Below are 14,928 nucleotides of genomic sequence, written 5' to 3'. Positions count from 1 at the left end.
CCGGCGCAGCGCGGCGCCGGCTACATCGCGGCCAGGATGTCCACCGAGAACACCAGCGTGGAGCCCTTCTTGACGACACCACCGCTCGGCGGGTTGTTGCCGTAGCCCAGCTCCGGCGGTACGACGACGAGCACCCTGCTGCCCACCTTCTTGCCGGTCAGCCCCTGGGCCAGGCCCTTGACGGCCTGCTGCATCTGCTCCAGCGAGAACTGGCTGAGCCGCCCGGAGCCGTACGTCTGCTGGAACGTCTTGCCGCCGTCCCAGACCACGGCCTTGAACTGGCACAGGATCGCCTGGTTCGCCTTGAGCTCGTCGCCGTCGCCCTCCAGGACGTAGTTCGACACCAGCTTCTTGGGCGGCTCGGACTTCGGGACGGTGACCGACGGCGCTTTGCCGTCGGTGTTGGTGCCGACCTTGGGCAGGGCGGCGTCGGTCTGCGGGACGGGCTTGCCCTTGACGGAGCTCTTGGAGTTGAAGGAGTCGATCAGGTCGATGACGAAGACCAGGGTGTCGGTGCCCTTGATGCCCGCCTGCGGGTTGCCCGACTTGCCGTACCCCAGCTCCGGCGGGACGGAGAGCTCGATCCGGCTGCCCACCTTCTTGCCCGCGATCGCGTACCGCCAGCCGTCGATGATGCCGCCCTGGGCGAGCTGGATGACCAGTGGGCGGTTGCGGTCGTAGGAGTTGTCGAAGACCTTGGCGGTGCTCCAGATCTGGCCCAGGTAGTTCGCCTGGATGAAGTCGTTCTCCGCGATCGTGCGGCCGTTGCCCGCGATGACCGTCTTGACCGCGAGGTTCTTCGAGGGGTCGCCCTGCCCCTTGGCGACGGTGGGCTTCTCGCCGAACTTCGTGCCCGCCGTGATCGCCGGCAGCGGCCCCTCCACGATCTTGGGCGGGGGCGTGGACGCCGAGGCCGACGGCGACGCCTTGGCCTTGCTGGAGTCGGACTTGTCGTCGCCGCACGCGGCGAGCGTGACCAGTCCCGCGGGAACGGCGGCTAGGAGGAGTGAGCGTCGGCGCACGGAGATGCCTCGTAATCGGTCGATCTTGTGGATTGGCGTGCGCGCAACTCTACGGCGTGAGAAGGGCGCCGTACGGGAAACGTACGGCGCCCGTGTGGCGTTCCGGCAATTCGGTGCGGAAACGCTTGACTCACATACCTTTGTCACATTCCGGCGATGAGCTTCTCCACCCGGTCGTCCACCGAACGGAACGGGTCCTTGCACAACACGGTGCGCTGTGCCTGGTCGTTGAGCTTCAGGTGCACCCAGTCGACCGTGAAGTCCCGGCGCTGTTCCTGCGCCCTGCGGATGAAGTCGCCGCGCAGCCGGGCCCGAGTGGTCTGCGGGGGAACCGACTTGCCCTCGAAGATCTTCAAGTCGTTGCAGATCCGGGCGGCTTGGCCCCTTTTCTCCAGCAGGTAGTACAGACCACGACGCCGGTGGATGTCGTGGTAGGCGAGGTCTATCTGGGCGACCCGCGGGTGCGACATGGTCATGTTGTGCTTGGCCCGGTACCGCTCGATGAGCTTGTACTTCATGACCCAGTCGATCTCGGTGCCGATCCGGTCGAGTTCCTCGGTCTCGATCGCGTCCAGGGTGCGGCCCCACAGCTCCAGGACCTGCGCGACCGTGCCCGTGCGGATGCCACGGCGGTCGCAGAAGTCCACGGCCTTGTCGAAGTACTCGCGCTGCACCTCCAGCGCGGAGGCCTCCCGGCCGCTGGCCAGGCGCACCTTGCGCCGGCCGGTGATGTCATGGCTGACCTCGCGGATCGCCCGGATCGGGTTCTCCAGGGTGAGGTCACGCATCACGGTGCCCGCCTCGATCATGCGCAGCACCAGGTCGGTGGCGCCGACCTTGAGCAGCATCGTCGTCTCGGACATGTTCGAGTCGCCCACGATGACGTGCAGGCGGCGGTAGCGCTCGGCGTCCGCGTGCGGTTCGTCGCGGGTGTTGATGATGGGCCGGGAGCGGGTCGTCGCCGAGGAGACGCCCTCCCAGATGTGCTCCGCGCGCTGGCTGACGCAGTAGACGGCACCGCGCGGGGTCTGCAGGACCTTGCCCGCGCCGCACAGCAGCTGCCTGGTCACCAGGAAGGGGATGAGGATGTCCGCGAGCCGGGAGAACTCCCCGTGCCGTGCCACCAGATAGTTCTCGTGGCAGCCGTAGGAGTTGCCCGCCGAGTCGGTGTTGTTCTTGAAGAGGTAGACGTCGCCCGCGATTCCCTCCTCGTGCAGGCGTCGTTCCGCGTCCACCAGGAGTCCCTCGAGAATGCGCTCGCCGGCCTTGTCGTGGGTGACCAGTTCGATCACGTTGTCACATTCGGGTGTCGCGTATTCCGGATGTGACCCCACGTCGAGATAGAGCCGGGCGCCGTTTCGCAGAAAGACATTGCTGCTGCGGCCCCATGACACGACACGGCGGAAGAGGTACCGCGCCACCTCGTCAGGAGACAGGCGCCGCTGTCCCCTGAACGTGCACGTGACGCCGTACTCGTTCTCCAGCCCGAAAATGCGGCGGTCCATGACTGAACATTACGCCCGATCCCCTGAGCTGAAACGGGGTTCGGCAGCACGATTTGGATCATTTTCCGATGAAGCCGCAACAACCCCGCTCCGCACGGGAGCTGCGAGGACCCGTCCGGTGGCGAGCAGGACCAGCAGGGACACGGCCCCCGCGACGCCCGGAAGCGCGAATCCCCACAGCGCGCCACCCGACTGGACCACCGGGCCCGCCAGCCCCGTTCCGACCGAGGCACCCACGGTGAACGTCGTCACAAGCCAGGAGAACGCCTCGGTGACGGTCCCGCTCGGCGCGTGCCGGTCGACGATGATGAACGCACAGGCGATGCACGGGGCGAGGAACACTCCGGAGACCACCGTGAGCAGCACCATGGCCACCGCGCCGGGCATCAGCAGCAGCGGCAGGTAACACACCGCCAGAAGCGCCACCAGGATCCGCAGTCGCCGCTCGGGCGTACCGCTCCACTGGCGCGCGCCGTAGACGCTGCCGCCGACGAGGGCCCCGAGGCCCAGCGCGGCCATCAGCCAGCCGTAGACCGCGTCACCGCCGTGGGCGTCGGCGTACGGCACCGAGGCCACGGTGATGGAGCCGAGCGCGATGCCCACGAACAGGAAGGCACCGAGCAGCACCAGCAGGCCCCGCGAGCGCAGGGCGCCCAACCAGTGTGCCTCACGCGGGGCCGAACGCCACGCGCGCGAGGGCGGCGAGACGACCACGGACAGGGCACCGAGGACCCCGACGACGTTGAGCACCAGCAGGGCCGCACGCTCCGACCACAGCGACACGCACAGGGTCACCAGCAACGGGCCCACCGTGAACATGACTTCCTGCGCGACGGCGTCCATGGCGTAGGCGGTGTGCACCTGCTCCTCGCGGCGCAGCACGGACGGCCACAGGGCACGCAGGCCGCCCTCCAGGGGCGGGGTGAACAGGCCGGCCGCCGCGACCGTGCAGTACGCGACGGGCAGCGGGTCGGTCCCGGAGAAGGCGAAGGCCGTCATCGCGAGGGCGGACAGGACGGATGCGGGCAGCTGGACGCGCGGCTGCCCGTACAGGTCCACGAGACGGCCCAGCACCGGCTGGCCCACCGCGTTGGCGACGCCGTACACGGCCGCGAGGGCACCCGCCAGGCTGTACGTGCCCCCCTCGGCGCGGACGAACAGCACCAGCGCGATGGCCGCGGTCGCGTTCGGCAGCCGGCCCACCAGGGTGCCGGTCAGCAGACGTGCCGCGTGCCTCGCCCTGAGGATCTCCAGGTATCCCGCGGCCATGTATCGCCTCCAAGTGTTACGTATAACGTCCCCTCTCATACGTACCATGTGCGCTGTTCACACGTCCACACGAAGGAGCAGGCCCACGGTGGCACGCAGCAGCACGCGCCCGACCAGCCGTGACGTCGCACAGGCGGCCGGCGTCTCCCAGGCGGCCGTCTCGCTCGTGCTGGGCGACAAGTGGCGCGGCCGGGTCTCCGAGACCACCGCCGAGCGCGTACGCGAGGCCGCGCGCGAACTGGGCTACCGGCCCAACCTCGCCGCCCGCAACCTGCGCCTCGGCCGCACCCGCACCGTCCTGCTCGTCGTCCCCGCCCTCACCACCGAGTTCTTCGCCGGCGTCTACACAGGCGCCGCACGAGTCGCCGCCCGGCACGGCTTCGGCGTCGTCCTCTACCCCTCCCCCGAAGGCATCGGCCCCGCCCGCGACCCCTTCGCCTCCGCACAGGCCGCCCTGGACGGCGTCATCGCCTCCTCCATGGCCGCCGACGCCCTCACCGCCATCCGCGGCGACCAGCTCCCCCTGGTCATGCTCGACAGCGACCCCGAGGGCAGCCTCGGCGCGGCGACCGTGAACCTGGACATCGCCGACGGCGTCCGCCAGGTCGCCGAGCACCTGCTGACCCTCGGCCACCGCCGCATCCTGCACCTCGCCGCCGACGTGCCCTCCTGGACGTTCGAGATGCGCGCCCGGGAACTGGCGGCACGCCTGGCCGCCGTACCCGGGACGGAGATCCGTACCGCCCCCGCACCCATCTCCATCGAGGGCGCCCTGACCGCCACCGAGGCCGCGCTCACCGCCCCCGGCCCCCGGCCGACCGCGGTGGTCTGCGACGACGACAAACTCGCCGCCGGCGCCTACAAGGCCCTGCGCCGCCTGGGCCTGCGCGTGCCGGACGACGTCTCCGTGACCGGCCTGGACGACCTGGCACTGGCCACGGCCCTCGACCCCGAGCTGACGACGGTACGACTCGACGCCGAACTGTTCGGGGAGCGCGGAATGGAGGCCCTGCTGGCCGTCCTGGAGGGCCGGGAGCCCGAGCGCGGGGACATTCCGGTGGAACTGGTCGTACGGGCCTCCACGGCACCCCCTCGTACGCCCTGAACGCCGTGTGCCCCGACCGGAGAACCGGACGGGGCACACCAGAGCGGGACGAGACGGGGCCTACTCCTCCTCGGAGCCCTCCTCCTCGGAGCTCTCCGCCTCCGTGGCCGCGCCGTTCTCCTCCAGGAGGCGGCCGAGCTGGCGGCCGACGATGCGCTTGAACTTGCGCGACTGCGGGCGGGTGCGGTCCAGCACCGCGACCTCCAGGCGCTCGGCGGGGATCTCCCGCTGCGTGCCGTTCGACTCACGGGACAGCGCCTGCACAGCCAGCTTCAGCGCCTCCGCCAAGGTCATACCGTCCTGATGGCGCTGGTCCAGGTAGTTGCTGATCAGCTCCGCGTTGCCGCCCACCGCCACCGAGCCGTGCTCGTCGACGATCGAACCGTCGTGCGGCAGCCGGTAGATCTGGTCACCCTCGGGAGTCTCCCCGACCTCGGCGACGACCAGCTCCACCTCGTACGGCTTCTCGGCGGCGGAGGAGAAGATCGTGCCCAGCGTCTGGGCGTAGACGTTGGCCAGACCGCGGGCGGTCACGTCGTCCCGGTCATAGGTGTAACCACGCAGGTCGGCGTACCGGACACCGCCGATCCGCAGGTTCTCGTACTCGTTGTACTTACCGGCGGCCGCGAAGCCGATCCGGTCGTAGATCTCGCTGAACTTGTGCAGCGCGCGGGACGGGTTCTCGCCGACGAACACAATGCCGTCGGCGTACTGCAGCACGACCAGGCTGCGACCGCGGGCGATGCCCTTCCGGGCGTACTCCGCCCGGTCGGCCATGGCCTGCTGGGGTGAGACATAGAACGGCGTCGACACCGGTTATCCGTCCCTTTCTGTCATGGTCACTGGATCACCTCGATAAGAACCGGGCCCACGCTCAGAGCAGGGCGGCCTTGGGGCCGTCCGGCTCCTCCAGGCGGTGCTGGAGCACCGCACGGGACAGCTCGGAGGCCTCCTCCTCGGAGAGCCGGCGGAAACCGTCCTCGGTGATCACGGTGATGATCGGGTAGATCCGGCGGGCGACATCGGGACCACCGGTCGCCGAGTCGTCGTCAGCCGCGTCGTACAGGGCCTGGACCACCAGGGTCGCGGCCTGCTCCTCGGTCAGGTCGCCACGGAACAGCTTCTTCATCGCACCCCGCGCGAAGATCGAGCCGGAGCCCGTCGCCGCGAAGTTGTGCTCCTCGGAACGGCCGCCCGTGACGTCGTAGGAGAAGATGCGTCCCCTCTCCCGACCCAGGTCGTACCCGGCGAACAGCGGCACCACCGCCAAGCCCTGCATGGCCATGCCGAGGTTGGAACGAATCATGGTCGACAGCCGGTTCGCCTTGCCCTCCAGCGACAGCTGGGCACCCTCGACCTTCTCGAAGTGCTCCAGCTCCAGCTGGAAGAGCTTGACCATCTCGACGGCCAGACCGGCCGTGCCGGCGATACCGACGGCGGAGTACTCGTCCGCCGGGAACACCTTCTCGATGTCCCGCTGCGCGATCACGTTGCCCATCGTGGCCCGGCGGTCACCGGCGAGCACCACGCCGCCGGGGAACGTCACGGCCACGATGGTCGTCCCGTGCGGCGCCTCGATCACGCCCTGCGTGGGCGGCAGCTGCCGGTTGCCGGGCAGCATCTCCGGCTGGTGCTCCGACAGGAAGTCCATGAACGAAGAGGACCCAGGCGTCAGGAAGGCAGCTGGTAGACGCCCGGTGCTACGAGTGTTGGCTTCCACGCGTTTCCTTCCAGGTAGTCGGCAGCTCGGTGCATCGCTTCGGGATCGTCCCTCAACAGGCCGAGGCCGGAATTGCAGTTGAAGCACAGTACGCCAGGGACCCTACCCGTCATTCGGCAGTGATCCACATGCGTTGCGGGAGTCCCGGCAATGCCGCTGCAAGCCATCCAGGTTCGAGCGCTTGCAGGCAAGCGCTGCGCGCGGCTTGTACTCACCACACCGCACGCAACGCTTCACACCCTCTGCGTTCACCAACCCGAGCACCCCCGCAACCTTCGAATCGAAGGTTACTCGCCGCCCTTCTGAACGAAACTACGAACGAAGTCCTCCGCATTCTCCTCGAGAACATCGTCGATCTCGTCCAGGACGGAGTCCACGTCATCGCTCAGCTTCTCGTGCCGCTCCTTGAGGTCCTCGGAAGCCTGCGCGTCCTGCGCCTGCTCCTCGACCTCCTCGGTGGAGCGCGTCGCCTTCTGCTGGCCGCCGCCGGTGTCCTTGGTCGCCATAACCCTCACCCCGCTCAGTTCGCCTGCCGATCGGTGATGATCAGACCCTACAAGCCGGGTCCGACATCGGCCCCGCAGTTTCGACAACGTACGGGGACCACCTCGATGATTCCCGGGCGGTGGGATTTCCACCCTGGTCCGCCCGGGACGGTGCACGTGCCGGCTCCTCGCCCTCAGCCGCCTGACAGGACCCTGACCAGGTCTTCTGCCGTGCGACAGCGGTCCAGCAGCTCCTTGACGTGATTTCGCGTTCCGCGTAGTGGTTCCAGGGTTGGAACGCGCTGGAGGGAGTCCCGGCCGGGGAGGTCGAAGATGACCGAGTCCCAGCTCGCCGCGGCCACGTCGTCCGCGTACTGCTCCAGGCAGCGGCCGCGGAAGTACGCGCGGGTGTCCTCCGGCGGCTTGGTACGGGCCCTGTCGACCTCGGACTCGTCCAGCAGCCGCTTCATGCGTCCGCGGGCCGCCAGACGGTTGTAGAGGCCCTTCTCGGCGCGCACGTCGGCGTACTGGAGGTCGACCAGGTGCAGCCGGGCGGCGTCCCAGTCGAGGCCGTCGCGGCGGCGGTAGCCCTCCATCAGCTCTCGCTTGGCGACCCAGTCCAGCTCGCCGGCCAGACTCATCGGGTCGTTCTCGAGCCGGTTGAGGGTGTCCTCCCAGCGGGAGAGGACGTCCTTGGTCTGTTCGTCGGCGTCCGCCCCGAAGCGTTCCTCGACGTACTTGCGTGACAGCTCGAAGTACTCCATCTGCAGTTGGACCGCGGTCAGGGTCCGGCCGCTACGCAGGGTGACCAGTCGCTTCAGTGAGGGGTCGTGGGAGACCTGGTGGAGTGTGCGGACGGGCTGGTCCACTGCCAGGTCGACCGCGATGAAGCCGTCCTCGATCATGGACAGGACCAGGGCGGTCGTGCCCAGCTTCAGGTAGGTCGAGATCTCGGAGAGGTTGGCGTCGCCGATGATCACGTGCAGGCGGCGGTACTTCTCCGCGTCCGCGTGGGGTTCGTCGCGGGTGTTGATGATCGGGCGCTTGAGGGTGGTCTCCAGGCCCACCTCGACCTCGAAATAGTCGGCGCGCTGGCTGAGCTGGAAGCCGTGCTCGTGGCCGTCCTGACCGATGCCGACGCGACCGGCGCCGGTGACGACCTGGCGGGAGACGAAGAAGGGCGTGAGGTGGCGCACGATGTCCGAGAAGGGGGTCTCCCGCTTCATCAGGTAGTTCTCGTGCGTGCCGTAGGAGGCGCCCTTGTTGTCGGTGTTGTTCTTGTAGAGGTGGATGGGCTGGGCGCCGGGGAGCTGGGCTGCTCGTTCGGCGGCCTCGGCCATGATCCGTTCGCCGGCCTTGTCCCAGAGGACGGCGTCGCGGGGGTTGGTGACCTCGGGGGCGCTGTATTCGGGGTGGGCGTGGTCCACGTAGAGGCGCGCACCGTTGGTGAGGATGACGTTGGCGAGGCCGATGTCCTCGTCGGTGAGCTGGCTGGCGTCGGCGGCTTCCCGGGCGAGGTCGAAGCCTCGGGCGTCTCGCAGCGGGTTTTCCTCCTCGAAGTCCCAGCGGGCTCGGCGGGCCCGGTGCATCGCCGCCGCGTAGGCGTTGACGATCTGGGATGAGGTGAGCATGGCATTGGCGTTCGGGTGGCCGGGGACGGAGATCCCGTACTCCGTCTCGATGCCCATTACTCGCCGTACGGTCATGCGGCCCTCCTTGCCCGGCGGCACCCTCGGTCGTGGGCGCCGCTCAAGTACCGCTGGAGCTCCGGTGCGTGTGCGGTGCCCGTCCCCGCACTGCGCGACTCGGCGGTAGGAAAGAGCCTAGAACGCCTTTGCGCTGGTGGGGAGATCATTTGCGTCATTGCCTGCTCCGGTCGTGGCCTGAAAAACAGTCGGCTGCGGGTACCCGCCGAGGGCACCCGCAGCCGCCCTGCCTTTACAGGTACTGACCGGTATTCGCCACCGTGTCGATGGAGCGGCCGGTGTCGGCGCCCTGCTTTCCGGTGATGAGGGTACGGATGTAGACGATCCGCTCGCCCTTCTTTCCGGAGATCCGGGCCCAGTCGTCCGGGTTGGTGGTGTTGGGCAGGTCCTCGTTCTCCTTGAACTCGTCCACGCAGGCCTGGAGCAGGTGGGAGACGCGGAGACCCTTCTGGTTCTTCTCCAGGAAGTCCTTGATCGCCATTTTCTTGGCGCGGCCCACGATGTTCTCGATCATGGCGCCGGAATTGAAGTCCTTGAAGTAGAGGACTTCCTTGTCGCCGTTGGCGTAGGTGACCTCCAGGAAGCGGTTCTCCTCGGTTTCGGCGTACATGTGCTCGACCGCCGTCTGGATCATGCTCTGGACGGTCGTCTCCTTGCTGCCGCCGTGCTCGCCGAGGTCGTCGGCGTGCAGCGGGAGCCGCTCGGTGAGGTACTTGCCGAAGATGTCCCTGGCCGCTTCGGCGTCGGGACGCTCGATCTTGATCTTCACGTCGAGCCGGCCGGGGCGCAGGATGGCGGGGTCGATCATGTCCTCGCGGTTGGAGGCGCCGATGACGACCACGTTCTGCAGGCCTTCGACGCCGTCGATCTCGGCGAGCAGCTGCGGGACGATGGTGTTCTCCACGTCCGAGCTGACGCCGGAGCCGCGGGTGCGGAAGAGCGACTCCATCTCGTCGAAGAAGACGATCACGGGGGTGCCCTCGCTGGCCTTCTCACGGGCACGCTGGAAGACGAGGCGGATCTGCCGCTCGGTCTCGCCGACGTACTTGTTGAGCAGCTCGGGACCCTTGATGTTGAGGAAGAAGCTCTTGCCGGCGGCCTGGCCGGTCACTTCGGCGACCTTCTTGGCCAGGGAGTTGGCGACGGCCTTGGCGATCAGCGTCTTGCCGCAGCCGGGAGGCCCGTAGAGCAGGACTCCCTTCGGGGGCCGCAGCTCGTGCTCCTTGAAGAGGTCGGGGTAGAGGTACGGCAGCTCGACCGCGTCGCGGATCGCCTCGATCTGGTTGCCGAGGCCGCCGATCTGGTCGTAGCCGATGTCGGGGACCTCTTCGAGGACGAGTTCCTCGACCTCGCTCTTGGGAACGACCTCGTAGACGTAGCCGGAGCGGGGTTCGAGGAGCAGGGCGTCGCCGGGGCGGATGGTGACGTCCAGCAGCGGCTCGGCGAGCCGTACCACCCGCTCCTCGTCGGTGTGCCCCAGCACGAGGGCGCGCTCGCCGTCCTCGAGGATCTCCTTGAGGGTGACGATGTCGCCGACGCTCTCGTACTCCATGGCCTCGACCACGTTGAGCGCTTCGTTGAGCATGACCTCCTGGCCGCGCCTGAGGTCGTCGAGTTCGACGCTTGGGCTGACGTTCACCCGCAGTTTGCGGCCGCCGGTGAAGATGTCGGCCGTGCCGTCCTCGTTGGCCTGCAGGAAGACACCGAAGCCGGCCGGCGGCTGGGCGAGCCGGTCGACCTCTTCCTTGAGGGCCACGATCTGGTCGCGGGCCTCGCGGAGGGTGTTGGCCAGTCGCTCGTTCTGTGCGGAGACGCCGGCCAGGTTGGTCTGCAGTTCGACGATCCGCTCTTCGAGAATCCTCGTGTGCCGCGGAGAGTCGGCGAGCTTGCGTCGCAGGACGGCGATCTCCTGCTCAAGGTAGGCGATCTGCCCGGCCGGGTCGTCGGACCCTCGTCCCGGGCGGATGCCGCGGTTCATGTCGTCGTCGTGGGCTGCCACGGTCCTCACCTCCTCCAAGGGGAGCTGGACGCTTCCAGACCCTACCTGGGTGGGTGTCGATTGAAACCCCTAGATCACAAAGACTGTCAAGGTGTGTCGTCGGTCACCCGGTGCGCTCCCTCTCGCAGGGAGGGAATACCCACTCAACGTGATTCGGAAGCGGCTTGTTCCTTGTCGGGGATGGTCAAAACCCTTCAGGACTGGCCGGAGTTGTCTGTTCCGGGCCGGTCGTCCGGTACGCGGGCAGGCCTGCGGACGCCCCCGTGTTCATCACGCAGAGCGACGGCTCGGATGGTCGGCGTCACCGTCGGGGTGGCTTGAAGTGTTCCCCCGGGCTCCGGGGTTCCCTTCCCCGGTCGGGCGGTCGTACCCGAGGGGGCCCGGAAGGAAACCCCGGACCCCGTCGCACGCGGCAGGAAAGCGGGCGGAGGTAGGGTCGAGGTGTTCAACAGCCGCTGGAGCGGACCCGGCTGGCCTTCGCGCCTCGGGCACCGCCCGGCGAACCGACGGCAGGAGAGATGACCGTGCAGCAGGAGGCCCCGGGCGGGGAGGCGCTGGAGGTCTGGATCGACCAGGACCTGTGTACCGGCGACGGGATCTGCGCCCAGTACGCGCCCGAGGTGTTCGAGCTGGACATCGACGGGCTGGCCTATGTGAAGGGCGCGGACGACGAGCTGCTCCTGCACCAGGGGGCCACGACGCCGGTGCCGCTGCCGCTGCTCACGGACGTGGTGGACTCGGCGAAGGAGTGTCCCGGCGAGTGCATCCACGTACGCCGGGTTTCGGACAAGGTCGAGGTGTACGGGCCCGACGCGGAGTGAGTCCGGGCCCTCGCCGGGTCAGACGCTGTGGGCCCCGGCCGGGGTGGAGCGCAGGAACGCGGTGCCGTTCCAGCGCCACTTGGCCGGGGTCTTCACGTCGGGGCAGCAACTGGGCACGTCGGACGAGGAGTAGCCGAGCAGGGTGGCGCTGACGGCCCGCGCGCGCAGGGTGAAGTCGGTGACGGTGAGGCGGTCCTTGGGGTCGACGAGGGTGGCGACCACGCGGGCCGTGCCGCTGTCCGTGCCCCGGGTGAGGACGTAGACGCCGTCGGGCGGGGTGCCCATGGGGGCGTCGCAGTGTACGACCGCGACGGTTTCCGGCCTGCCGTCCCCGTCCAGGTCGCCGGCGGCCTGCTTCACCACCAGCGCCTTGACCGGTCCGCAGTCGAGCGGGAAGTCCACGCCTGTCGTGCTGGGGGGTGCGACGGCGGCGGGGGCGGACTTGGCCTCGGTGCCGGGGGCCGGCTGGGCGGCCGTGGCCGAGCCGGGCTGCACTACGGAGGACAGGGCGATCACACCGGCGACGGCAGTGGCGGTGGCGACCCAGTGGATGGGCCGGGTGTGCGTGTGGGCGAGCTCCGGAACGGCGGATTGCTGCACTAGCAGTGTCTCCTGTGAGGGCTGTGCCGGTGGGGGGGTGGCCTGCATGGTGCCACACGTCACAGTGCGGGGGAACGGCGGGGTCGTTACGGATTTCCGCAGGCGAAGAGCACACGCGCGCGTGGGGCCGTACGCATCCCGATGCCGCGTCAACGGACGGGCGCCGTGCCCGGGTTCCCGGGATCGATCGGGAACTCGGGCACGGCGCCCTTGCGTTGTGCTCGGCGGGGGGCCGGTCAGCGGCCGGAGCCGCCGTCGGCGTTGGGGCCGGCGTAGTCCTCGCCGTAGGCGCCCTTGGCGGGGCGGCGGCGGCGCATGGGCGGCTCGACGCCGTCGGCGAGGCGGCGGGCGGTGAGCAGGAAGCCGGTGTGGCCGATCATCCGGTGGTCCGGGCGGACGGCGAGGCCCTCGATGTGCCAGTTGCGGATCATCGTCTCCCAGGCGGTCGGCTCGTTGAAGCAGCCGATCTCCCGGATGGACTCGACGGTCCGGGCGAGCTGGGTGGTGGTGGCCACGTAGCAGCACAGGATGCCGCCGGGGACGAGTGCCTTGGAGACGGCCTCCAGGCACTCCCAGGGGGCGAGCATGTCGAGGATGACGCGGTCGACGTCGGTGTCGGACAGGTTGTCCTGGAGGTCGCCGACGGTGAGCTGCCAGGCGGGGTGCGGGCCGCCGAAGTAGCGCTCGACGTTCTGCTGGGCGATCTCGGCGAAGTCCTCGCGGCGCTCGTAGGAGTGCAGCATGCCCTGGTCGCCGATGGCACGCAGCAGGAAGCTGCTGAGCGAGCCGGAGCCGACGCCGGCCTCCACGACGCGGGCGCCGGGGAAGATGTCGGCGAAGGCGAGGATCTGCCCCGCGTCCTTCGGGTAGACGACGGCTGCCCCGCGGGGCATGGACAGGACGTAGTCGGGGAGCAGGGGGCGCAGCGCGAGGTAGGCGACGTTGCCGGTGGTGCGGACAACGCTGCCCTCGGGAGCGCCGATCAGTTCGTCGTGCGGGAAGGAGCCCTTGTGGGTGTGGAAGTTCTTCCCGGCTTCGAGCGTGAACGTGTAGTGGCGGCCCTTGGGGTCGGTCAGCTGAACCTGGTCCCCGACCTTGAAGGGCCCGCGCCTGCGGGCGGCACCGGTCGGTTCGGACATGTGACCAGCCTACCGGCACCTGAGGGGGCCGCCGACCACTAGGACGTGGGGCGGGCCATGGCTTTCACGAAGGCGCGCTCGACGTCCGCGGCGGACAGGACGCCGTAGATCTCGCCGGTCTCCTCGACCACCAGGTACTCGGTCGCCGGGGTGGCCCGCAGGGCGTCCAGCAGCTCCTCCCCGGACAGCTCGGCGGAGACCCGCATGCCGTCGGTCAGGTCCTGGGCGAGGCCGCTGACGGCGACCCAGGGGCGGCGGTGCTCGGGTACGCCGACGATGGCGGCCTCGCGGACGAGGGAGAGGGGGTTGCCGTCGGCGTCGACGACGACCAGGGCGCGGGCGCCGGCGGCGTTGGCCCGGCGCAGGGCTTCGGAGAGCGGGGTGTCGGTCTGTACGGGTACGGCGCGCCGGGTCAGGGTGCGGGCGCGCAGCTCGGGGAGGTGTTCGCGCAGCCGGGCCATGCGCAGGCTGTTGCCGGCGCCGGTCCAGATGATCGCGGCGAGGATGGCGGCGAGCAGGGCGTCGGTGACGGTGTCCATGCCGCTGATGTCCTCGTTGCCGCCGCCGAGGGCGCCGGTCTGGTTGAGCAGCGGGAGGCCGATCAGGACCGAGATGGCGAGGGCGCGGCCGACCCAGGCGGCGGCGACGGTGCCGCTCATGGGCTTGCCGGTGATCTTCCAGACGACGGCGCGGAGCATGCGGCCGCCGTCCAGGGGCAGGCCGGGCAGCAGGTTGAAGATGGCGACGATGAGGTTGGAGATCATCAGGCCGGCCAGCAGGACGCCCGGGACGGTGTCGGGCTCCACGGGCTTCATGGCCAGGTAGAACAGTCCGGCGAGGACGAGTGAGAGCAGCGGCCCGACGAAGGCGAGGACGAACTCCCGGCCCGGGGTCTCGGCCTCCTTCTCGATCTCGGAGACGCCGCCGAAGAACTGGAGCTGGATGCGGCGGACGGGGAGTTTGAAGCGGATCGCGGCGACCGTGTGGGCCAGCTCGTGGACCAGCACGGAGGCGTAGAAGGCGACGGCGAAGAACAGGGACACCAGGTAGCGGGCGGCGCCGAGTTCGGGCAGTACGCGGTCGAGCTGGCCGCCGAAGACCCAGGTGATCAGCGCGGCGACCAGGAACCAGCTGGGCGCGACGTACACCGGTACACCGAAGGGGCGGCCCATGAGGATCCCGCCACCGGGTTCCTTGGCGGGCGGCTGGGGCGGCTCGCCCTTGGCGATCCCGGAGTGGGCGAGGGTCCGGTGCTCGCCGGATCCGGCCCGGGGGCCTGCAGCGGGCGCCTCTTCACGGGCCCCGGTGTCCCTGGCGTCCTCGCTGGTCGGCGGGTGCGGGTTGTCGGTCGGGGTGTCTTCGCCGGTGTCCGGGTCCTGGTGCGGGTCCCGTTCCGCGGGGGTGGGGGTGTCGGGGCGTCGTGGGGCTCGGGCCCGGGGTGATCGGTGGGTCCGGTCGCCGGGGCCGTAGGACCTGCGGGGTGCTCGGCCGGCTCGTCGTTGCCGGACCGCGGCTGCCCGCTCCCGCCGCTCACGTCCACGCTGTCCCCTCGTTCGA

At 69.4% G+C, this 14,928-nt stretch carries 13 protein-coding genes and 1 pseudogene; 2 read left to right on the top strand and 12 right to left on the bottom strand.

What is annotated here, in order from left to right:
- Nucleotides 1-20: 20 nt before the first annotated feature.
- The 3 genes from CRP49_RS26470 to CRP49_RS26460 all read right to left on the bottom strand — a co-directional run bounded on the left by CRP49_RS26470 (nt 21) and on the right by CRP49_RS26460 (nt 3,796).
- Complete coding sequence (locus CRP49_RS26470) at nt 21-1,022, bottom strand: FKBP-type peptidyl-prolyl cis-trans isomerase (protein WP_097255647.1); 1,002 nt, start codon at nt 1,020-1,022, stop codon at nt 21-23.
- A 143-nt stretch (nt 1,023-1,165) separates the two neighbouring features.
- Nucleotides 1,166-2,527 carry a Pup--protein ligase gene (gene pafA / locus CRP49_RS26465; RefSeq protein WP_097255646.1) on the bottom strand — a complete coding sequence of 454 codons (1,362 nt, stop codon included), beginning with the start codon at nt 2,525-2,527 and terminating at the stop codon, nt 1,166-1,168.
- Nucleotides 2,528-2,536: 9 nt separating this feature from the next.
- Nucleotides 2,537-3,796, bottom strand: coding sequence for an MFS transporter (locus tag CRP49_RS26460; RefSeq protein ID WP_097255645.1), 1,260 nt, complete (start codon nt 3,794-3,796; stop codon nt 2,537-2,539).
- An 88-nt stretch (nt 3,797-3,884) separates the two neighbouring features.
- Here CRP49_RS26460 and CRP49_RS26455 point away from each other — a divergent pair, with 88 nt between their 5' ends.
- Nucleotides 3,885-4,901: a LacI family DNA-binding transcriptional regulator gene (locus CRP49_RS26455; RefSeq protein WP_179851754.1), complete on the top strand. Its 1,017-nt coding sequence runs from the start codon at nt 3,885-3,887 to the stop codon at nt 4,899-4,901.
- A 60-nt stretch (nt 4,902-4,961) separates the two neighbouring features.
- Here the strand turns inward: CRP49_RS26455 and prcA are convergent, their stop codons facing one another.
- The 6 genes from prcA to arc form a co-directional block, all read right to left on the bottom strand.
- Nucleotides 4,962-5,714, bottom strand: coding sequence for a proteasome subunit alpha (prcA, locus tag CRP49_RS26450; RefSeq protein ID WP_094216827.1), 753 nt, complete (start codon nt 5,712-5,714; stop codon nt 4,962-4,964).
- 61 nt (nt 5,715-5,775) lie between these two features.
- Nucleotides 5,776-6,621, bottom strand: a complete 846-nt coding sequence (gene prcB / locus CRP49_RS26445) for a proteasome subunit beta (protein WP_097255643.1) — start codon at nt 6,619-6,621, stop codon at nt 5,776-5,778.
- Nucleotides 6,573-6,734: an endonuclease VII domain-containing protein gene (locus CRP49_RS26440; RefSeq protein ID WP_257033490.1), complete on the bottom strand. Its 162-nt coding sequence runs from the start codon at nt 6,732-6,734 to the stop codon at nt 6,573-6,575. Before CRP49_RS26440 ends, prcB begins: the two co-directional genes overlap by 49 nt.
- A 174-nt stretch (nt 6,735-6,908) precedes the next feature.
- Nucleotides 6,909-7,127 carry a ubiquitin-like protein Pup gene (locus tag CRP49_RS26435; RefSeq protein WP_020939002.1) on the bottom strand — a complete coding sequence of 73 codons (219 nt, stop codon included), beginning with the start codon at nt 7,125-7,127 and terminating at the stop codon, nt 6,909-6,911.
- Between the two features lie 173 nt (nt 7,128-7,300).
- Complete coding sequence (gene dop, locus CRP49_RS26430) at nt 7,301-8,812, bottom strand: depupylase/deamidase Dop (RefSeq protein WP_373560369.1); 1,512 nt, start codon at nt 8,810-8,812, stop codon at nt 7,301-7,303.
- Nucleotides 8,813-9,044: 232 nt separating this feature from the next.
- On the bottom strand, nt 9,045-10,811 hold the full coding sequence (gene arc, locus CRP49_RS26425) for a proteasome ATPase (RefSeq protein ID WP_097255640.1): 1,767 nt from the start codon (nt 10,809-10,811) through the stop codon (nt 9,045-9,047).
- Nucleotides 10,812-11,329: 518 nt separating this feature from the next.
- Between arc and CRP49_RS26415 the strand changes: the two genes are divergently transcribed.
- A complete protein-coding gene (locus tag CRP49_RS26415; protein WP_097255639.1) occupies nt 11,330-11,632 on the top strand; it encodes a ferredoxin in 303 nt (100 codons plus the stop codon).
- An 18-nt stretch (nt 11,633-11,650) separates the two neighbouring features.
- On the opposite strand, the gene CRP49_RS26410 is transcribed toward CRP49_RS26415, so the two are convergent.
- The 3 genes and pseudogenes from CRP49_RS26410 to CRP49_RS26400 all read right to left on the bottom strand — a co-directional run bounded on the left by CRP49_RS26410 (nt 11,651) and on the right by CRP49_RS26400 (nt 14,911).
- Complete coding sequence (locus CRP49_RS26410; RefSeq protein ID WP_097255638.1) at nt 11,651-12,232, bottom strand: hypothetical protein; 582 nt, start codon at nt 12,230-12,232, stop codon at nt 11,651-11,653.
- 236 nt (nt 12,233-12,468) lie between these two features.
- On the bottom strand, nt 12,469-13,371 hold the full coding sequence (locus CRP49_RS26405) for a tRNA (adenine-N1)-methyltransferase (protein ID WP_067031713.1): 903 nt from the start codon (nt 13,369-13,371) through the stop codon (nt 12,469-12,471).
- A gap of 38 nt (nt 13,372-13,409) precedes the next feature.
- Nucleotides 13,410-14,911 (bottom strand): annotated as a pseudogene (locus tag CRP49_RS26400) (site-2 protease family protein).
- Nucleotides 14,912-14,928: the final 17 nt, after the last annotated feature.

Origin of the sequence: Streptomyces sp. Ag109_G2-15 (genome assembly GCF_900215565.1) — a bacterium.
Lineage (GTDB): Bacteria > Actinomycetota > Actinomycetes > Streptomycetales > Streptomycetaceae > Streptomyces > Streptomyces diastatochromogenes.
Note: the sequence above shows the minus strand (reverse complement) of the source record. Positions and strands in the feature narration are given on the sequence as shown.

Coding starts and splice junctions, on each gene's coding strand:
- pafA (WP_097255646.1), bottom strand. CDS start 2,527: ATGGACCGCCGCATTTTCGGGCTGGAGAACGAGTACGGCGTCACGTGC.
- CRP49_RS26460 (WP_097255645.1), bottom strand. CDS start 3,796: ATGGCCGCGGGATACCTGGAGATCCTCAGGGCGAGGCACGCGGCACGT.
- CRP49_RS26440 (WP_257033490.1), bottom strand. CDS start 6,734: ATGACGGGTAGGGTCCCTGGCGTACTGTGCTTCAACTGCAATTCCGGC.
- CRP49_RS26435 (WP_020939002.1), bottom strand. CDS start 7,127: ATGGCGACCAAGGACACCGGCGGCGGCCAGCAGAAGGCGACGCGCTCC.
- dop (WP_373560369.1), bottom strand. CDS start 8,812: ATGACCGTACGGCGAGTAATGGGCATCGAGACGGAGTACGGGATCTCC.
- CRP49_RS26415 (WP_097255639.1), top strand. CDS start 11,330: ATGACCGTGCAGCAGGAGGCCCCGGGCGGGGAGGCGCTGGAGGTCTGG.
- CRP49_RS26405 (WP_067031713.1), bottom strand. CDS start 13,371: ATGTCCGAACCGACCGGTGCCGCCCGCAGGCGCGGGCCCTTCAAGGTC.